17 protein-coding genes are annotated in these 18,281 nt (G+C 61.6%); 12 read left to right on the top strand and 5 right to left on the bottom strand.

Annotation, left to right across the window (positions count from 1 at the left end):
• The first annotated feature begins 1 nt into the window (after position 1).
• Both KI610_RS02355 and KI610_RS02360 read left to right on the top strand, forming a co-directional pair.
• Complete coding sequence (locus KI610_RS02355; protein ID WP_226497090.1) at positions 2–1,240, top strand: hypothetical protein; 1,239 nt, start codon at positions 2–4, stop codon at positions 1,238–1,240.
• Between the two features lie 138 nt (positions 1,241–1,378).
• On the top strand, positions 1,379–1,906 hold the full coding sequence (locus tag KI610_RS02360; RefSeq protein ID WP_226497091.1) for a DUF2242 domain-containing protein: 528 nt from the start codon (positions 1,379–1,381) through the stop codon (positions 1,904–1,906).
• A gap of 124 nt (positions 1,907–2,030) precedes the next feature.
• On the opposite strand, the gene KI610_RS02365 is transcribed toward KI610_RS02360, so the two are convergent.
• Positions 2,031–2,645: a trimeric intracellular cation channel family protein gene (locus tag KI610_RS02365; RefSeq protein ID WP_226497092.1), complete on the bottom strand. Its 615-nt coding sequence runs from the start codon at positions 2,643–2,645 to the stop codon at positions 2,031–2,033.
• A gap of 159 nt (positions 2,646–2,804) precedes the next feature.
• Between KI610_RS02365 and KI610_RS02370 the strand changes: the two genes are divergently transcribed.
• The 3 genes from KI610_RS02370 to KI610_RS02380 are packed head-to-tail and all read left to right on the top strand — an operon-like array spanning position 2,805 to position 4,673.
• Positions 2,805–3,692: a YihY/virulence factor BrkB family protein gene (locus KI610_RS02370; RefSeq protein WP_226497093.1), complete on the top strand. Its 888-nt coding sequence runs from the start codon at positions 2,805–2,807 to the stop codon at positions 3,690–3,692.
• Positions 3,685–3,921 carry a hypothetical protein gene (locus KI610_RS02375; protein ID WP_226497094.1) on the top strand — a complete coding sequence of 79 codons (237 nt, stop codon included), beginning with the start codon at positions 3,685–3,687 and terminating at the stop codon, positions 3,919–3,921. Before KI610_RS02370 ends, KI610_RS02375 begins: the two co-directional genes overlap by 8 nt.
• A 44-nt stretch (positions 3,922–3,965) precedes the next feature.
• Positions 3,966–4,673, top strand: coding sequence for a hypothetical protein (locus KI610_RS02380; RefSeq protein WP_226497095.1), 708 nt, complete (start codon positions 3,966–3,968; stop codon positions 4,671–4,673).
• A 135-nt stretch (positions 4,674–4,808) separates the two neighbouring features.
• Here KI610_RS02380 and KI610_RS02385 read toward each other — a convergent pair whose 3' ends face one another.
• Together KI610_RS02385 and KI610_RS02390 are read right to left on the bottom strand one after the other, a co-directional pair.
• Positions 4,809–5,174 (bottom strand): hypothetical protein, encoded by a 366-nt coding sequence (locus KI610_RS02385; protein ID WP_226497096.1) that lies wholly within the window; start codon positions 5,172–5,174, stop codon positions 4,809–4,811.
• 98 nt (positions 5,175–5,272) lie between these two features.
• Positions 5,273–6,028: an HAD family hydrolase gene (locus KI610_RS02390; protein ID WP_226497097.1), complete on the bottom strand. Its 756-nt coding sequence runs from the start codon at positions 6,026–6,028 to the stop codon at positions 5,273–5,275.
• Between the two features lie 155 nt (positions 6,029–6,183).
• On the opposite strand from KI610_RS02390, the gene KI610_RS02395 reads away from it, so the two are divergent.
• The 6 genes from KI610_RS02395 to rpe all read left to right on the top strand — a co-directional run bounded on the left by KI610_RS02395 (position 6,184) and on the right by rpe (position 13,316).
• Positions 6,184–7,251: a class 1 fructose-bisphosphatase gene (locus tag KI610_RS02395; RefSeq protein ID WP_226497098.1), complete on the top strand. Its 1,068-nt coding sequence runs from the start codon at positions 6,184–6,186 to the stop codon at positions 7,249–7,251.
• Positions 7,252–7,328: 77 nt separating this feature from the next.
• Positions 7,329–8,201, top strand: a complete 873-nt coding sequence (locus tag KI610_RS02400; protein ID WP_226497099.1) for a phosphoribulokinase — start codon at positions 7,329–7,331, stop codon at positions 8,199–8,201.
• Positions 8,202–8,307: 106 nt separating this feature from the next.
• Positions 8,308–10,353 (top strand): transketolase, encoded by a 2,046-nt coding sequence (gene tkt, locus KI610_RS02405; protein ID WP_226497100.1) that lies wholly within the window; start codon positions 8,308–8,310, stop codon positions 10,351–10,353.
• 120 nt (positions 10,354–10,473) lie between these two features.
• Entirely contained in the window at positions 10,474–11,481 is a 1,008-nt protein-coding gene (gap, locus tag KI610_RS02410) for a type I glyceraldehyde-3-phosphate dehydrogenase (RefSeq protein ID WP_226497101.1), read from the top strand.
• 11 nt (positions 11,482–11,492) lie between these two features.
• Positions 11,493–12,530: a class II fructose-bisphosphate aldolase gene (gene fba, locus KI610_RS02415; protein WP_226497102.1), complete on the top strand. Its 1,038-nt coding sequence runs from the start codon at positions 11,493–11,495 to the stop codon at positions 12,528–12,530.
• A gap of 75 nt (positions 12,531–12,605) precedes the next feature.
• Positions 12,606–13,316: a ribulose-phosphate 3-epimerase gene (rpe, locus tag KI610_RS02420; RefSeq protein ID WP_226497103.1), complete on the top strand. Its 711-nt coding sequence runs from the start codon at positions 12,606–12,608 to the stop codon at positions 13,314–13,316.
• Between the two features lie 297 nt (positions 13,317–13,613).
• On the opposite strand, the gene KI610_RS02425 is transcribed toward rpe, so the two are convergent.
• Positions 13,614–16,595 (bottom strand): PAS domain S-box protein, encoded by a 2,982-nt coding sequence (locus KI610_RS02425; RefSeq protein ID WP_226497104.1) that lies wholly within the window; start codon positions 16,593–16,595, stop codon positions 13,614–13,616.
• Between the two features lie 372 nt (positions 16,596–16,967).
• On the opposite strand from KI610_RS02425, the gene KI610_RS02430 reads away from it, so the two are divergent.
• Positions 16,968–17,225: a hypothetical protein gene (locus KI610_RS02430; RefSeq protein ID WP_226497105.1), complete on the top strand. Its 258-nt coding sequence runs from the start codon at positions 16,968–16,970 to the stop codon at positions 17,223–17,225.
• Positions 17,226–17,240: 15 nt separating this feature from the next.
• Here the strand turns inward: KI610_RS02430 and KI610_RS02435 are convergent, their stop codons facing one another.
• Entirely contained in the window at positions 17,241–18,281 is a 1,041-nt protein-coding gene (locus tag KI610_RS02435; protein ID WP_226497106.1) for a response regulator, read from the bottom strand.

Consider the following 18,281-nt stretch of genomic DNA (forward strand, 5'->3'; position numbering starts at 1 on the left):
AATGAACAATTCAGTCACGCTCGTCGATGACCGCCCGTTCTTCGAGAAAGCCGTCCGCTTCGGGCTCGAGCACGGCATCCTGACGCGCGAAACGATGGCCCGCATCGAAGCCGATGCGCCCAAGGGTATCGTCCAGATCGCCGACCATTTCGGCACCGCCTACCTGCGCACCGATCTCGAAAGTGCCGTGACGCGCATGGCCAACCTGATCAGCCTCTATCTCGAAGATTTCTCGAATGGCGACCTACGTGCCGCCGCCATGTCCTTGCGTGACAACACGCTGCTCTCGCACTCGCGCGGCGGCTCGGAAATGCTCAAGCGCCTGCACGCGATGCCCGGCGAAACCAGCCTGCACGCCCGCAAGGTCGACGCGCAGGGGCAGAAGATCTTCGTCAACGAGCGCAGCTTTGCCTTCCCGCTCAGCGTCGCCAGCTATCGGGCGCAGGTTGAGCAGTGCCAGGCCAACCAGATGCGCATCGATTTCGCCCGCTGGCTGGCCCGGCAACTGAACACCCGGCCGGAAGAATGCGAAGACTACAGCGCCGAGGAAGTCATCCGCTCGGCCATGCTGCTCCTCTACGTCGGCGCCAAAACGCTGGAAATGCCCTCGAAGCGCGAGTTCGTCAATCTCATCGAGGCGCTGCGCAAGAAGACCTTCAAGCACAAGCCGGCCACCGTCGATGCCTTCCTGCGTGAGGCGCCGCATGCCTTCCAGGAAATGACCCGACAGGCCATGCAGGACTTTATCGATGACGCCCTGCCGCGCCTCAAGTCGCCGGAAAAGTCGCCCGACGAAATTCTCCACGCCGAAGCCCAGGGCGCCTTTTTTGTCCGCGACCTGCCGGAAGAAGACGTCGTCGCCTACGACCGGCTCGTCGCCAAGGAATGGGTGCGCATCACCAAAGGCGACGCCGACGACCCGGCCGTGCTGGCGACCATTTTCCTTAACGTCGCCACCGGCCATCCGCCGAAAGCCGCCGCCCTGCTCAAGGAGGCGAAGAGCATCATCGCCGCTTTCCGCACCCAGGGTTTCGACAACAAGGCGGTGCTTGCCTTTATCGAAGAACACGCCCCGTTCGAGCAGCGCGAAGACCTCAAACTGATGTGGTCGCAGGATTTGCAGCCGGACGCCGAAATCCATCTGGCCGACAACGACCCGCAGATGCCGGACAGCCACATGGACCGTGCCTTGCAGTATTTCCGCCAGAACTGCGTGGCGAACTGGAAGGGCAACCGCTAGGGAGGTTGCCACGGTCACCCCGGTTTACTACGTGAAACGTAAAAAACGGCCGAAAATGAAATGGCTTGGCGAGCGCCAAAAACCATTCCGTCGCGCTTGCCATACGGCTGACCCACAAACTCCTTAAAATACCCAGCCATGAAATCACCGTTGCTCTCGCTGTGCCGTTCCTTCTCGCTGGCCATCCTCGCCAGCCTGAGCCTGAGCGGCTGCCTGGCGACCAAAGCGCCACGTTCCTACCAGTCCGAAGCCTTCTCCAGCGAGACGCCGTTCCAGTACTACAGCAGCCGGGACGCCGAAGCCGCCTGCGAAATCGGCAAGCGCGCCCTGCTCAGTCAGGGCTATCAAATCAACGAAGAAAAGCCGCAAAGCGTACGCGGCGAGAAATTTTTCCGGCCGCGGCCCGATGAAGCCAACCGCCTGAGCATCACCCTCGTCTGCCTGCCAAGCAGCCTCGGCGCAGTCATCTACGCCAGCGCCCTGGAAACCCAGTTCGAGATGAAATCCAAGGGCAGCAGCGCCGGCGTCAGCGTTTCAGCGCTCGGTTCGGTGTCGCTGCCGTGGGCCATCGACAAGGACACCCTGGTCAAGGTCGGCGAAGAAACCGTCATCGCCCACGATTTCTACCAGCGGCTGTTCGAGCTGATCAAGTCGCTCGACAGCTAACTCCTCTCCCTCCCCTTCAAGGGGAGGGTCGGGGTGGGGATGGGTAAAGAAGCAGCGGCAAGTCTTCCTCAACTACACCCATCCCCCTCCCTGCCTCCCCCTCGAAGGGGGAGGAGCCTGGTGCCTATTCCCGCTCCGAATAAGTCGGCAACGTAATCCGGAAAGTCATGCCGAGCAGGCGAGCGGCGAGGACGATGGCCATGCCGACCCACGCCGCGATCACCGACGAAACGCCAAAATATTGCAGCCCGACCAGCGCCAGCGCGCCGGCCCAGGCGGCCGAAGCGTAGAGCTCGCCGCGCACGAAAACGAGCGGCACTTCGTTGCACAGCACATCGCGCAGCACGCCGCCGACCACCCCGGTAATGACCCCGAGCAGGCTGGCGACCAGCCACGGCGCGTGCCATTCCAGCGCTACCTGCGTGCCGACGATGGTGAATAGCGCCAGCCCGATGGCATCGGGAATCAGGAACGGCCGCGGTGACAGCTTGAGGCCGCGCACGGCAAAGAAAATGATCAGCGTCGTCGCGAAGGCAACGAGCAGATAAGTCTGATCGCTGATCCAGAACACCGGGCGGTCGAGCAGCACGTCGCGCACCGTACCGCCGCCCAGCGCGGTGGCGCTGCCGACCATGACGGCGCCGACGAGGTCCATGTTCTTGCGGCCGGCATCAAGCACGCCAGTCAGCGCATTGACGGCGACGGCGGCGAGGCCGATCCAGTAAAGCAGGTTTTCCATGTGATGATTGAAGTAGCAGGGAGCGGGCAGTGTAGCGGTTTGCGCGGCGCCGGGCACGGGGCGCGTGACAGTCGAAAATTATTACAGGCGCCACCGCCCGGGTGGGTTATAACTGCCTGTCATTGCCGATGGACTCCACCGCATTTCTCTCTCGCGCCCATGCACATTCTCTCCAAAACAGATCACCAGCTGATCTTCCACCCCCTCGATTTCACCCTGACCGTGCTGCGCAATTTCGGCCGCAACCAGGGGCTGATGCTCGCCGGCGCGGTCGCCTATTACGCGCTGCTCTCGCTGCTGCCACTCATCACGCTGTCGGTGCTCGGCCTGTCGCGCTGGGTCGATCAGGCCGAGTTGCTGGCCACCGTCCAGCGTTATCTCGAATGGCTGGTGCCGAGCCAAGCCGCCGCCGTGTTGTCCGACGTTTCCGGCTTTCTCGACAACGGCGTGTCGATCGGCGTGTTCTTGCTGGCCACCATGCTGTTCTTCAGTTCGCTGACTTTTTCCATTCTGCAGAGTGCGATGGCCAAGATTTTTGCCCATCGCCACGTCACCAAAAAACGCCATGCCCTGGTCGTTGCGCTGCTGCCATACAGCCTGGTCTTGCTGGCCGGCGTCGCGCTGTTCGCCATCACCGTGCTGTCGGTCGCCATTCAGAGTCTGTCGCAAGACTATCTCTACGTCTTCGGCGCCGAGTTGCCCCTCCAGCGCCTGTCCGGCCCAGCATTCTACGGACTGGGACTGGCCACCGAAGTCCTCATCCTGTCCTTTTTCTACATTGTCTTGCCGGTCGGGCGCACCCGAGTCCGTCACGCCCTGCTCGGCGCGGCGGTCATCGCGGCGATCTGGGAAGTCATCCGCCACGTCCTGGTCTGGTATTTCGCCACCCTGTCAAAAGCCAGTGTCGTCTACGGCTCGCTGACCACCGCCGTCGTCGTGCTGTTCAGCATCGAACTGGCCGCGACCTTGCTGCTCCTTGGGGCGCAGGTTATTTCGGAGTACGAACAGCTTGAAAGCCGGATGGGGGGTGCGGGAATCAGTGGCTGAGCAGTTCCACGGTCAACCGGAAAAAACGGCCGAAACTCAAATCCTGCCCGGCTGCTCAGGCAAGACCAAAAACCGTGCATCGAATGCCATTTGCAATCCCGATAAAATATTCATACTGTCCGGTTTGTCGCCGGAGGATTTTGAAAAATATGCCAGAAAGCGCTCAAAACTATTCATGCACAACCACTGGGCAGACACAAAACCGTGTTCTGTTCCCGATAATTCCTAGTTGGGCCTATAGCTATGCCAAATAACATTAATGCAGCATCGCGCTTGGTTACACTCCTCAAGAACATTCCAGGGCATCCCGACAATATCCAGACGCTCGAAGTATGGGCAGCTCTCTTTGGCATCAACGAACCGAACAAAAACAAGAAGTCAGCAGCCGTAGCCGAACTACTTGCAGCCATGTATCGCGAGTTGGAATTAATACGCGAGCAAATGCAAAAGGCCAACTTCAGCGAAAGCCTTTACTCCTCTTCAGTCACTCGAATTGAGGATGCACTTTCCACAATGCTGCTTCCCGCCACATGGAATCAGGTTCGCCAATACCTTACGCCAGAGACATTCGTCGCACTTTCCTTCTGTGGTGAAATTTTGCCAGACGAAGAGACGCAAATTGAACCAGCAGAGCTCACCGAAATTCACGCGCTTATCGATGAGCTTCAAGTATCTCTCTCAGATTCGCAGTTACCGCCAAGGCTTAACAAGCTTGTAGAACATCACATAGATTTAATCAGACGAGCTCTTGCCGAATATCCTATCTCTGGCGCCAAGACGCTTCGAGAAGCCGCACGTACAGCGCTTGGGGAGCTAATTGAAGAAAAGGAAATAGTTGCTACCAATCGCGAAGCTCCTGAAATCAATAAGCTCGGTTCTGTATGGAAGAAGGTCAACGAAGCCGCTGATACTGCGTTGAAAGCGGAAAAGCTCTCCCAACTTGGTCAAAAAGCATGGGCCATGTTAGAGAATGTTTTTTGAGATTCAGCAAGGTTAAAGGGCGCAGGCTCGATTTAATTTTCCGGTTAACCAGGCTTGTTACGGTCAACCGGAAAAAACAGCCAAATTTGAAATCCGCTCTCCGGTGGCTGGAGCTGAGTTTCCCGCCGTTCCGATTTATTGCGCTGCCGAGCTTTCGGTTTTCTCGATTTCCGTCAGCGTCAAATAGCCGTCCTGGGTGTTGACGACCTTGTAGATGGCGTCGGGCTTGGCCTGGGCTTTTTTGAGCACGGACTGCCATTCGAGTTCGGCCAGACGCAGGCCGTCGATCTTCTTGTGTAGCGTGGCCACGCTGTCGGCCAGTTCGGTCTTGAGGTCTTCATTGAATTGCTCGACCTTTTTGGCGGTGGGGTTCATGGCGATCAGCACGGTGTTGGCGAGCGTCAGCACGAGGGCTACGCCGACTAGGATTACTGTCAGCTTGTCGAATGATCGCGCCTTGACGGGTTGTTCCTGGCTGTCTTTGGTTTCTTTTTCGCTCATGGTCTCGTTCCCGGGTTGCTTGGTGTATCAGCTACTACGGCTGATGTGGGGGCGAACTTGAGTTTTGCGTGGCGGGGCGGGTTTTGCGCTTGCTACGGTCAACCGGAAAAAACGGCGAAATTTGAAATTGTCGGGGCAGCGATGGTGTCGAGGTCGACCTCCCGCAGGTCCGTCAGCACCCGCCAGGCGCTGCTGAAGTCTTCGCCCGCGGTGTAGTCGTTGGGCGTGACGAGGCAGCGCAGGCCGGCGGCGTGGGCGGCTCGCAGGCCGTTGGCTGAGTCTTCGATGGCCAGGCAGTTTTCGGCCGGCAGGGCGAGGCGGTCGAGCACCCAGGTGTAGATGTCGGGGGCCGGCTTTTTGTTGGGCACGATGTCGCCGGCGCCGATGACCTCGAACCAGCCCGGTGCGTCCGGCCCGAGCGTGGCGTGGAGCAGGGCGGTGACGTTTTCCGGGGTGGTCGTGGTGGCGATGGCGAGGCGCAGACCGCGCTGGCGGGCGTGGTGGATGAGCGCCGCGACGCCGGGGCGGAGCGGCAGGCTGGCCGATTCGACGAGGCGCAGGTAGTGGCGCGTCTTGGCGGCGTGCAGGTCGCGGATGAGCGCTTCAAATTCGGGCCGGGCGGCGATGTCGGGGGCGTGGCGGGCGGCGTAGTGGCGGATGCGTTCCTTGCCGCCGGTGATGGCGAGCAGTTCGCCGTACAGCCTTTCTTCCCAGTGCCAGTCCAGCCCGAGATCGGCGAAGGCGTGGTTGAAGGCCGGACGATGGCCGTCGCGCTCGGTGTCGGCGAGCGTGCCGTCGACGTCGAAGATCAGGGCTTGAAGTGGGTGCATGCGGCGGACGATAGCCCGGTGCATTCCCGGCATCCAGTCAGGATTTCTGAAGTGGCCGGTAAGCCCTGCGTTGATAAGCTATGACTTACTCAGGTGATAAGAAACTCTGACTGTTACTTAATTAATAAGTCACTTATCTTTGTTGCCAATGCGGTAACACAAGAATGATTGGAGACACCATGCAATTCGGCCGTACGACCCTCTCGAAGTTTGTTATTGAAAACACCCGTTCCAGCCACGGCGAACTCGGCGCGCTGCTCATCGACGTCGCCGCCGCCGTCAAGACCATCTCGGCGATGGTCGCCAAAGGCGCGCTGGCCGGACACCACGGCGCACTGGAGAGTACCAATATCCAGGGCGAGGTGCAGAAGAAGCTTGATGTGCTGACCAACGAAGCCATCCTGCGTCACTGCGAGTGGGGCGGCCAGCTGGCCGGCATGGCTTCCGAGGAAATGGACGACCCGTACCCGATCCCGGCCGAATACCCGCGTGGCCGCTACCTGCTGGTTTTCGATCCGCTCGACGGCTCGTCGAACAGCGACGTCAATGTCTCGGTAGGAACCATTTTCTCCATTTTTGCCCGGTCGACCGCGGGGGATGCCCAGCTCGGCGATTACCTGCGCCCCGGTTGCGAACAGGTCGCTGCCGGCTACGCCATCTACGGCCCGTCGACGATGATGGTGCTGACGCTCGGCAACGGCACGCACGGCTTCACGCTGGATCGCGAAAGCGGCAACTTCATCCTGACCCACGCCAATATCCGCGTCCCGGAAGACACCCGCGAATTCGCCATCAACACCTCGAACGAACGCTTCTGGGAACCGCCGGTGCAGCGCTACGTCAGCGAGTGCAAGGCCGGCAAGACGGGCGTTCGCGGCGAGGATTTCAATACTCGCTGGATCGCCTCGATGGTCGCCGAAGTGCATCGCATCCTGATCCGCGGCGGCATCTTCATGTACCCGAAGGACAGCAAGGATCCGAGCAAGCCCGGTCGTCTGCGCCTGCTCTACGAAGCCAACCCGATGGCCATGCTGATCGAGCAGGCCGGCGGCGCGGCGAGTACCGGCCGCCAACGCATCCTCGACGTGGCGCCGGACAGCCTGCACCAGCGCGTGCCGGTCATCCTCGGCTCGAAGAACGAGGTCGAGCGGCTCGAGCGCTACCACCAGGAATACGACACCGGGGCTGATCGGCCGTTTGTTTCGCCATTGTTCTCCGAGCGTTCGCTGTTCCGCGATCAGGCTTAAAGCCACTGGATTCCCGCTTGCGCGGGAATGACGAACTAGGCGAAGCGCACAGAATTCACATCTGCAGGGAGAAACAAATGTCCGTCAAACACCCCATCATCGCCATCACCGGTTCGTCCGGCGCCGGCACCAGCACGGTGATGCAGAGCTTCCAGCACATCTTCCGTCGGGAGTGTCTCAACGCCCAGATCGTCGAGGGCGATTCCTTCCATCGCTACGACCGCATGGCCATGCGCGCCGAAATGAAGGCGCAGGAAGAGGCCGGCAATCGCAACTTCAGCCACTTCGGCCCCGGCGCCAATCTGCTTGAAGAGCTGCAGGATTTGTTCATCGCCTACGGCCAGAGCGGTACCGGCAAGTTCCGCAAATACCTGCACGACGCCGGCGAGGCCGAGCCTTTCGGGCAGCAGCCGGGCACCTTCACGCCGTGGCAGGAGATCACCGCGGCCACCGACCTGATGTTCTACGAAGGTCTGCACGGCGCCTACGCCGATGACAGGATCGATATCGCCAAGCAGGTCGATCTCTGCGTCGGCGTCGTGCCGACCATCAACCTCGAGTGGATCCAGAAACTGCACCGCGACCAGAAAATGCGCGGCTATTCGCAGGAGGCGGTCACCGACACCATCCTGCGCCGCATGCCGGATTACGTCAGCCACCTCTGCCCGCAGTTCTCGCGCACCCACGTCAATTTCCAGCGCGTGCCGATCGTCGATACCTCCAACCCCTTCATCGCCCGTGATATTCCGACGGCCGACGAAAGCATGGTGGTGATCCGTTTCGCCAACCCGAAGGGCATCGATTTCCAGTACCTGATCAACATCCTGCACGGCGCCATGATGACCCGCCCGAACACGCTGGTCGTCCCCGGCGGCAAGATGGGCCTGGCCATGCAGATGATCTTCACGCCGATGGTTTTGCGGTTGATGGACCACAAGCGGCGCGCCTGATAGTTCGTCGTTCCCGCGGAAGCGGGAACCCAGGAATGCAAGGAACTGGATTCCCGCTTCTGCGGGAATGACAAGCAGCAACCGAATATAAAAAACGGAGACAAACATGGACCGCAACCAGACCGAAACCACCTTCCGCCGCGAACTGGCCAACGCCGTCCGCTTTCTCGCCATTGACGCCGTCAATCAGGCCAAATCCGGCCACCCCGGCGCGCCGATGGGCATGGCCGACATCGCCGAAGTGCTGTGGCGTGACCATCTCAAACACAACCCCGCCAACCCGCAGTGGGCGGACCGCGACCGCTTCGTGCTGTCGAACGGCCACGGCTCGATGCTGCTCTACGCGCTGTTGCACCTGACCGGTTACGACCTGAGCATTGATGACCTGAAGAGCTTCCGCCAGTTCGGCAGCCGCACCGCCGGCCACCCGGAAGTCGGCCACACGCCGGGCGTCGAGACGACCACCGGCCCGCTCGGCCAGGGCCTGACCAACGCCGTCGGCATGGCGCTGGCCGAAAAACTGCTGGCCCAACGCTACAACCGGCCGGGGCTGGATATCGTCGATCACCGGACCTGGGTTTTCGTCGGCGACGGCTGCCTGATGGAAGGCATCAGTCACGAAGCCTGCTCGCTGGCCGGCGTCTGGGGCCTCGACAAGCTGACCTGCTTCTACGACGACAACGGGATTTCCATCGACGGCCACGTCAAGGGCTGGTTCCGCGACGACACCCCGGCCCGCTTCCGCGCCTACGGCTGGCATGTTGTCGGGCCGATTGACGGCCATGACTCGGCGGCTCTCTCGGCGGCCGTTGCCGAAGCCAAAACGGTCACCGGCCAGCCGACGCTGATCGTCTGCCGCACGCAGATCGGCTGGGGTTCGCCGAACAAGGCCGGTTCGCACGACGTGCATGGCGCACCGCTCGGTGCCGACGAAACAGCCGCCACCCGCGCCGCGCTCGGCTGGTCGCATGCGCCATTCGAAGTCCCGGACAGCCTGCGTGCCGCGTGGAACGCCCGGGCCACCGGTGCCGCTGCCGAAGCCGGCTGGCACAACAAGTTCGCCGCCTACCGCGCCAAATACCCGGAACTCGCCGCCGAGTTCGAGCGCACGCAATCCCACGGTCTACCGGAAAAATGGCCCGAAATTAAAAGCGAACTGCTCGCCGCTGCCGGCCGCAAGGAAGCAGCCACCGCCACCCGCAAGTCGTCGCAGAATTGCCTCGACCTGCTGGTCGACCGCGTGCCCGAACTGCTCGGCGGCTCGGCCGACCTGACCGGCTCCAACCTGACCGCCGGCAAGGGCAGCATCGCCCTGCACGAGGCTGGCGAGCGCCAGGCCAACTACGTGTCCTACGGCGTCCGCGAATTCGGCATGACGGCGATCATGAACGGCGTCGCCCTGCACGGCGGGCTGATCCCCTACGGCGGCACCTTCGCGGTGTTCTCCGACTACGCCCGCAACGCCATCCGGATGAGTGCGCTGATGAAGCAGCGCGTCGTCCATGTCCTGACCCACGATTCCATCGGCCTCGGCGAGGACGGCCCGACCCACCAGCCGGTCGAACACGCCAGCAGCCTGCGAATCATTCCCGGCCTCGACCTCTGGCGCCCCTGCGACGAGCTGGAAACAGCCATCGCCTGGGCCGCAGCGCTCGAGCGCCAAAACGGACCTTCCGCCCTCTTTTTGTCGCGTCAAAATCTGCCGCAATACGGCGGCGCGGCGAGCCGGGCGGAAGGTGCCAGCCGTGGCGGCTACGTGCTCTCCGAAGCCGACGGCCAGCTCCAGGCGGTGATCATCGCCACCGGCTCGGAAGTCGCCATTGCCATGCAGGCACAGGCCATCCTGAAAGCCGGCGGGGTCGCCGTGCGCGTCGTCTCGATGCCCTGCACGCGGTGCTTCGACCAGCAGTCGCCGACGTGGAAAAAGCTCGTCCTGCCGCCGGACGTCTGCCGCGTCGCCATCGAAGCCGGGCAGACCGATTTCTGGCACAAGTACGTCGGCCTCGATGGCGACGTCCTTGGCATCGACGAATTCGGCGCCTCGGCCCCGGCCCCGGTGCTCTACGACCACTACGGTCTGACCGCCGACAACCTGGCGCAAACGGTGTTGCGCACCATTGTCAGCGCCGGGGGTAGTGATGGCGACTTCTGATGCCTGATCCGATGCCCGCCTAGCCCGGCCAACCCCAATTCAAGCCGTCCCGAACGCCTGTTATCGCGGGCGTAACGGGCTTGCTCGTTCAAGAATTCTTAATCATCAGGAGACAACACCATGCCAATACGGGTGGCAATCAACGGCTTCGGCCGGATCGGGCGCATGGCTTTCCGGGCCATCGCCAAGGAGGCGGAGTTCGCCGACATCGAGGTGGTCGCCATCAACGATCTGCTCGAACCGGACTACCTGGCCTACATGCTCAAGTACGACTCGGTGCACGGCAACTTCGACGGCGAAGTGGCGGTCGACGGCAACGACCTGCTGGTCAACGGCCGCCGCATCCGCCTGAGCGCCGAGCGCCATCCAGAGCAGCTGGCCTGGGGCGAGGTCAAGGCCGATGTCGTCATCGAGGCGACCGGCCATTTCCTCAACCACGAAGGCTGTGCCCGGCATATCCAGGCTGGTGCCCGCAAGGTCGTCCAGTCGGCACCGGCCAAGGACAGCACACCGATGTTCGTCTATGGCGTCAATCACCATACCTACGCTGGCGAGGACATCGTTTCGGCCGCTTCCTGCACGACCAACGGCCTGGCCCCGGTGGCCAAAGTGCTCAATGACAATTTCGGCATCAAGCGTGGCCTGATGAGCACGGTGCATGCCGCCACCGCCACGCAAAAAACCGTCGACGGCCCTTCCGGCAAGGACTGGCGCGGCGGGCGCGGCATTCTTGAGAACATCATCCCGTCCTCGACCGGCGCCGCCAAGGCCGTCGGCAAGGTGATTCCGGCCCTCAACAAGAAACTGACCGGCATGGCATTCCGCGTGCCGACCTCCGATGTCTCGGTGGTCGACCTGACCGTCGAGCTGGAATGTCCCGCCAGCTACGAGGAAATCTGTGCCGCCATGAAGGCCGCTTCGGAATCCGGTCCGCTCAAGGGCGTCCTCGGCTATACCGGCGACAGCGTCGTGTCGACCGATTTCCGCGGCTGCCGTCTGCCCTCGATCTTCGACGCCGGCGCCGGCATCGCGCTCGACCCGACCTTCGTCAAGGTCGTCGCCTGGTACGACAACGAGTACGGCTATACCTGCAACCTGCTGCGCCTCGTGCGCCATATCTCGCACTGAAAGGACACGCCATGGCCCTCATTTCCCTGCGCCAACTGCTCGACCACGCCGCCGAGCACAGCTACGGTCTCCCCGCCTTCAACGTCAATAACATGGAGCAGATCCAGGCCATCATGCAGGCGGCCGAAGCCTGCGACAGCCCTGTCATCCTGCAGGCTTCAGCCGGCGCCCGCAAATACGCCGGTGAGCCTTTCCTGCGCAAGCTGGTCGAAGCCGCCATCGAGCAATACCCGGACATCCCCGTCTGCCTGCACCAGGACCATGGCACCTCGCCGGCCGTCTGCCTGCAGTCGATGCGCAGCGGCTTTTCGAGCGTGATGATGGACGGTTCGCTGGGCCCGGACGGCAAGACGCCGGCCCCCTACGCCTACAACGTCCTGGTGACCAGCAAGGTGGTCGAGATGGCCCACGCCATCGGCGTTTCGGTCGAGGGCGAACTAGGCTGCCTCGGCTCGCTGGAAACCGGCGAAGCGGGCGAGGAGGACGGCATCGGCGCCGCCGGCAAGCTCGATCATTCGCAGATGCTGACCGACCCCGAAGAGGCTGCCGACTTCGTCGACAAGACCGGCGTCGACGCCCTGGCCATCGCCATCGGCACCAGCCACGGCGCCTACAAATTCACCCGGCCGCCGACCGGCGAAATCCTCGCCATCGACCGCATCAAGGCCATCCACGCCCGCATCCCGAACACCCATCTGGTCATGCACGGCTCAAGCAGCGTCCCGCAGGAATGGCTGGCGGTCATTCGCCAGTACGGCGGCGCGATGAAGGAAACCTACGGCGTGCCGGTCGAGGAAATCGTCGAAGGCATCCGCCACGGCGTGCGCAAGGTCAATATCGATACCGATATCCGCCTCGCCATGACCGGCGCCATGCGCAAGGCGATGGCCGAAAAGCCCGAGGAATTCGATCCACGTGCCTTCTTGAAAGCTGCTGTGGTGGCGGCGCGCGACATCTGCAAATTGCGTTTCGACGCCTTTGGCTGCGCCGGTCAGGCCAGCCGCATCAAACCCGTGTCACTGGACAAAATGGCTGTCGCCTACCGCTGACCAAACCGAGCATCACTCTGCTGTACCTTGCGTTTGCGGCCCCGAAGTCTGGGGCCGCCTTTTTTCGGAGGCACCATGAGCCAACCTGATTTCGTCATCGCCCCAAGCATCCTCTCCGCCAACTTCGCCAAGCTCGGCGAAGAAGTGAGCAACGTCATCGCCTCCGGCGCCGACTGGATTCACTTCGACGTGATGGACAACCACTACGTCCCCAACCTGACCATTGGCCCGCTGGTTTGCGCCGCCATCCGGCCGTGCACCGCAGCACCCATCGATGTCCACCTGATGGTCAAACCCGTCGACCGCATCATCCCCGACTTCGCCAAGGCCGGCGCCAACATCATCACCTTCCACCCGGAAGCCTCCGACCACGTCGACCGCAGCCTGTCGCTGATCCGCGATAGCGGCTGCCAGGGCGGCTTGGTCTTCAACCCGGCCACGCCGCTTGACCACATGGATTACGTCCTCGACAAGATCGACGTCATCCTGCTCATGAGTGTCAACCCCGGCTTCGGCGGCCAGAAATTCATCCCCGGCACGCTGGCCAAGGCCAGATTGGCGCGCGCCAAACTCGATGCTTATGAACAGGAAACCGGCCGGCGCATCCGCCTCGAAATCGACGGCGGCGTAAACACCGCCAACATCGCCGAAATCGCCCGCGCCGGCGTCGACGCCTTCGTCGCCGGTTCAGCCGTCTATGGGGCAGGAAAGGATAGCGACCCGCATCGCTACGAGTCGATCATCAGCGACCTGCGGATGGCCTTGCTGGGAGCGCGTCCGGCGTGATTGCTACGGTCAACCGGGAAAAATGGCCAATAAGCGAAAGATGTTTGAGGATATAACGTTGACACCGCACCCTTTGGATTGCTTGAGGTGTTTGTTGTCAGAGCGAATTTGCTTCAGCCCTTGTGTCAGGTTTGGCCAGGAATTCCGGGGAGGGCGCCTTGGCTTCCTGGTGTGCTTATTAAAGGTTTGTATCAGAAAGCCTTAATAAGCGATGGCTTGTTAAAGTTTTCCGCTACTTCGTGACGAGGATGCACTGTGGGGCCAGCGCCGCGAACTGGCCGTCGTCTGGCGTAGAGCTTATTTACGGTGCGACAGCCATTTGAGAATCATGGCAAATAGCGCATCGGGATCGACCGGTTTGGCGATGAAGTCATTCATGCCGGCTTCCATGCAGCGCTGTTTGTCCTCGAAGAAGGCATTGGCGGTCATGGCGGCGATCGGGGTGTCGGCGCCGTGCGCCAATTGCCTGATCCGGCGGGTCGCTTCGAGGCCGTCCATGCGCGGCATCTGCATGTCCATGAGGATCAGGTCGCACGGGGTTTCGCCGGCGCGCTGGACAGCTTCTTCGCCGTCAACGGCGACGATGATGTGCAGGCCGCTCTCTTCGAGCAGGGCGAGCATGACTTCGCGGTTGATCGGTTCGTCCTCGACGAGCAGGATGCGTCGACCGCTGTATTGCTCGCGCAGCACGGTTTCGGCCGTGCTGGCATCGATCTTTTCCGGCGAGTGGTCGGCGCCGGCTGTTTTGTTGAGGCGAGCGGTAAACCAGAAGGTGCTTCCAACGCTCGGGGTGCTGACCACGCCGGCGCTGCCACCCATCAGTTCAGCCAGCTTTTTGGTAATGGCCAGGCCCAGTCCGGTGCCGCCGTACTGCCGCGTGGTCGAGTTGTCGGCCTGTTCGAAATCGCTGAACAGTCGGGGAATGACATCGGCGGCAATGCCCGGGCCGGTATCTTCGACTTCGAAGCGGAGCAGGACCGTGCTGCCGGTTTCCTCTTCAGCCCGAACGCGCAGGGCGATGTGGCCGGCTTCGGTGAATTTGACGGCATTGGTGGCGTAATTGAGCAGGGCCTGCTGCAGCCGCGTGGGGTCGCCGCGCAGGTGGGAGGAGGGCGCCTGGACCTCCTGGATGATCTTGAGATGCTTGGCGTCTGCCCGCTCGTTGAGCATCGAGGCGACGTTGCCAAGCAGGGCGCCGAGATGGATGTCAGTTTCTTCCAGGGTCAGCTTGCCGGCTTCGATTTTGGATAGATCGAGAATCGCGTTGATGATCTCCAGCAGGTGTTTACCGGCATTCTCGATCTTGTCGACGGAGGTTTCTTGCTGCGGCAGCAAGCCGGATTTGCGCAGGATGTGGGTCATGCCGGTGATGGCATTGAGCGGTGTGCGAATTTCGTGGCTCATGTTGGCCAGGAAGGCGCTCTTCGCCACATTGGCGCTCTCGGCCGCTTCCTTGGCCGTACTCAGTTGCTCGGTCCGTTCGGTCACCAGTTTTTCCAGATGCTGGCGGTAGTTCTCGAGTTCGGTGACGTCCTTGACGGCGCCGTAGAGGTGATGCCTGCCGGGCGCCGCATCTTCGACCCGGGCGAAGTTGCGCAGATAGCGGATCGAGCCATCGCGATGAAGGATGCGCAGAACGGTGTCGCTCGATTGCCCCGGTTGCAGCCCGGTGACGGAGCGGTCAAATATCGGGAAATCTTCGGGCAGGACGAAGGGGCGCCAGCATCCCATGCGCCGCAGTTCATCCGTTGAATAGCCGAAGACCTGCTCGGCCTGGCCGCCCACCCATTCGATTCTGAACAGCCCGTCGTCGCTGCGCTGGCACGAATAGATCAGGTCGCTGGTCAGGGATGAAATGTGTCGGAAGCGGTTTTCGCTTTCCTGGAGCGCAAGCTGGGTCTGCCGGCGTTCGGTCACGTCGGTACAAAATCCCATGACCCGGTTTTCGGGCAGGGTGATGGTCCGCAAGGTGGCGTCGAACAGGCTGCCATCCTTGCGCCGCAAGGTGATGTCCGTGTCGTACAGTCTCGCCTGTTTGATGACTTCGTACTGCTCCAGGTGTTGTGGCTGCTCTTCCGGTGGCGCAATGTCGCGAATCGACATGGTCAGCAACTCGTCCCGGCTGTAGCCGACCAGTTGGCAGGCGGCAGGATTGACGTCGAGATAGTGCCCCTCGGCGTTGGCCACGAAAATGCCTTCGGGCGCCGCTTCAACGTAGTTCCGGAAGCGCGACTCGGCGGCCAGCAAGGCTGCGGTGTCGGTCATTTTTTGCCGCCAGAAACGGAGCAGCAACCAGGCGGCGACCAAGCTCAGGACAAAAAACACCGCCAGAAACAGCATGACGTTGCGCTTCTCTTCATTCCAGATGTCAAAGTAATCTTGGGGCGCCATGCCGACGTTCAGGACGAATGGCAGGCCGCTGACCCGATGGAGGGCATAGGTTCGTTCAAAGCCATCCGGGGCCTTGCGGGTATGAAAGTTCCCTTGATCGACCCCGGATTCAAACAGGGCAAGGAATTCTTTGGAAACCGTCTTGTCACCAATCTCCCCGCCGGCACCATCAACCGCCGGGAAGCGCGTGACCAGGGCGTGATCGACGTGGCGCAGCACGGCCGAGCCGTGCGGTCCGAGCCGGGGTTTGCCCAGTTGCTCAAAGAAGTGGCTGACCGGCACCGCAGCATTGACAACGCCGGCAAACCTGCCGTCGGGGCTGTGATAGGGACGACTGAAACCGACGACCCAGATCTTTGAGACCTTGCCGATCACCGGCTTGGTGACGACCATCCGTTGGCCGGGGGCGGCCTGTTGTTCGGCAAAAACGGGGCGGTCGGCATAGCTTTCCGGGAGCGATTTGTTCACCCCTTTGCCCCACAGCACCCGTCCCTCTCGGTCCGTGGCCCTGAATCCCTCGACTTCCGGCAGGCGGTCTTTTTGGGCTTTCAGAATGCGATTGACCTCCGCGTCATCCAGGCCGCCTTGTGTCATCTGGTGTTCCAGCGCGTCGACAATGCTGAGCAAGGCCAGATCGATCCGCCGCCCTGAGTCGCCAAGGTTATGGGCGAGCAGCGCCGCCAGATTGGACGTCGTTTCGCGTACCTGCTCGACCGTTCGTTCCTGGCTGTAGATCAGGCTCTGGAGGCCAATCAGCACAATGACCAGATTGGTCAAAAACACCCCGACCACCAGCCAGACCACAAATTTCTTGCTGGGGGCCGATAGGGGAGTGTCGTCGGGCTGGCTGGCGTTCATCATCGATTCTTGATTGGCTAACTCGCTCATTATGCCGGCCAGATTTGCTCTGGCTTGATTTCTGGAAAGGCGCCTTGGGGGGAGGGCTATGCCATCGCGCTGTATTTGAATGCTTTGTCGCGAGTTGTCGGTCGATATCCTACCTTGATTCTCGGGGAAATTGGCGGACAGGGCGATCTCTCCCGGGCGTGCTTGTCGGCAGAAAAAGCCGCCCGAAGGTGGCTTCCACGGTCAACCGGAAAAAACGGCCAAAAATGAAATCGGCTCAGGCGTCGCCAAAATGGCCACGCCCCGGTTTTCTCCCGAACTTTGCGCCGATTCGCAGTCTAAAGAACGCCGAGAGCATTTCTCCCCCCGGTCCTGTCAGCGCTGCACTCCTTCGAATATTCACGGAGACCCACCATGCCGAAATGGATCAACCTGCTGTTTCTGTCCTTCTTTACCGCCGTCGCCGGCGAAGCATTTTTCTTCACCTTCATCGACCCGAAGCTGCTCTACCTGTTCGGCGAGCCGGTGTACTGGAGCCCGATGGTCGTCTACTCGCTCGGCTTCTTCATGTTCTGGGCCCTGACCGGCCTGACCGCAGCGCTGGTCGCCTTGATGCTGAAACCGGGCGCGGAGGTGAACCGGGAAGGGACGCATCGGCCCCATGTGGCCTGACGCTCGCCGAATCCTCTAGGGTGTATCGGCGTAGCGCCGGCGGATGTCCTCGACTTGCGGAATCAAGTCGAGGAACAGCTCGAGCAAATCCGGATCAAAAATGCTGCCGGATTGGGCGCGCATGAAGTCGACTGCTTCGACCGTACTCCAGGCGTGTTTATAAGGCCGCTCGCTGGTCAGTGCGTCGAACACATCGGCGATCGTCACGATGCGTCCTTCGAGCGGAATTCCATCGCCGGCGAGCCCGTGCGGATAGCCGCTGCCATCCCATTTTTCGTGGTGGGTCAGGGCGACGATCCGGGCCATTTGCAGGAGTTCGGATGGATGGTCACCGATGATCTCGGCGCCGATGAGCGGGTGCGTTTTCATCAAGGCCCACTCCTCGGGGTCAAGCGGGCCGGGCTTGATGAGGACGCGGTCGGGAATGCCGATTTTTCCGATATCGTGCATCGGCGCCGCATTGAGCAACAGGTTGGCCTGGCGCTCGGAAACGCCGGCGGCACGGGCCAGCAGGCGCGATGATTTGCTCATGCGAATGACGTGCATGCCGGTCTCGTTATCCCGGTATTCGGCCGCCCGGCCTAGCCGGCGGACGATCTCGATACGCGTCTCGTCCAGTTCGCGGGTGCGCTCCTGGACCAGGCGCTCCAGACTATGGCTGCGGTTATGGCGTTCAATATGGAGCTGGACGCGCAGCCTGACGATGGAGGCATGGCAGGGCTTGTGGAGAAAATCGACGGCGCCCAGTTCGAGCCCTCTGGTTTCATCCTGGACTTCGGTCAGCGCGGTCACGAAAATGACCGGAATCTCCCGCGTGACGATGTCCGCCTTGAGTCGCCGGCAGACCTCGTAGCCATCCATTCCCGGCATCATGACATCGAGCAGGATCAGGTCGAACTGCTGCTGCCGGACTATCTCGAGCGCATCGGCCCCGCTCGTGGCAAACAGCACGCGATAGTTATCGCGCAGCATGCCAGCCAGTGTTGAAATGTTTTCGGGAATGTCATCGACGACGAGTATGGTGCCCATCAGGTTTCGTTCCATCGCCTCACTCAT

The organism is Ferribacterium limneticum (assembly GCF_020510565.1).
In the GTDB taxonomy this organism is placed as follows: Bacteria; Pseudomonadota; Gammaproteobacteria; order Burkholderiales; family Rhodocyclaceae; genus Azonexus; species Azonexus limneticus_B.

What these genes read in the sequence shown, in the direction of transcription:
- fba (WP_226497102.1), top strand. Translation starts at nt 11,493, where the DNA reads ATGGCCCTCATTTCCCTGCGCCAACTGCTCGACCACGCCGCCGAGCAC.
- KI610_RS02400 (WP_226497099.1), top strand. Translation starts at nt 7,329, where the DNA reads ATGTCCGTCAAACACCCCATCATCGCCATCACCGGTTCGTCCGGCGCC.
- KI610_RS02390 (WP_226497097.1), bottom strand. Translation starts at nt 6,028, where the DNA reads ATGCACCGGGCTATCGTCCGCCGCATGCACCCACTTCAAGCCCTGATC.
- KI610_RS02370 (WP_226497093.1), top strand. Translation starts at nt 2,805, where the DNA reads ATGCACATTCTCTCCAAAACAGATCACCAGCTGATCTTCCACCCCCTC.
- rpe (WP_226497103.1), top strand. Translation starts at nt 12,606, where the DNA reads ATGAGCCAACCTGATTTCGTCATCGCCCCAAGCATCCTCTCCGCCAAC.
- KI610_RS02365 (WP_226497092.1), bottom strand. Translation starts at nt 2,645, where the DNA reads ATGGAAAACCTGCTTTACTGGATCGGCCTCGCCGCCGTCGCCGTCAAT.
- KI610_RS02360 (WP_226497091.1), top strand. Translation starts at nt 1,379, where the DNA reads ATGAAATCACCGTTGCTCTCGCTGTGCCGTTCCTTCTCGCTGGCCATC.
- KI610_RS02355 (WP_226497090.1), top strand. Translation starts at nt 2, where the DNA reads ATGAACAATTCAGTCACGCTCGTCGATGACCGCCCGTTCTTCGAGAAA.
- KI610_RS02425 (WP_226497104.1), bottom strand. Translation starts at nt 16,595, where the DNA reads ATGAGCGAGTTAGCCAATCAAGAATCGATGATGAACGCCAGCCAGCCC.
- KI610_RS02395 (WP_226497098.1), top strand. Translation starts at nt 6,184, where the DNA reads ATGCAATTCGGCCGTACGACCCTCTCGAAGTTTGTTATTGAAAACACC.
- KI610_RS02385 (WP_226497096.1), bottom strand. Translation starts at nt 5,174, where the DNA reads ATGAGCGAAAAAGAAACCAAAGACAGCCAGGAACAACCCGTCAAGGCG.
- gap (WP_226497101.1), top strand. Translation starts at nt 10,474, where the DNA reads ATGCCAATACGGGTGGCAATCAACGGCTTCGGCCGGATCGGGCGCATG.
- KI610_RS02430 (WP_226497105.1), top strand. Translation starts at nt 16,968, where the DNA reads ATGCCGAAATGGATCAACCTGCTGTTTCTGTCCTTCTTTACCGCCGTC.
- KI610_RS02435 (WP_226497106.1), bottom strand. Translation starts at nt 18,281, where the DNA reads ATGAGTGAGGCGATGGAACGAAACCTGATGGGCACCATACTCGTCGTC.
- tkt (WP_226497100.1), top strand. Translation starts at nt 8,308, where the DNA reads ATGGACCGCAACCAGACCGAAACCACCTTCCGCCGCGAACTGGCCAAC.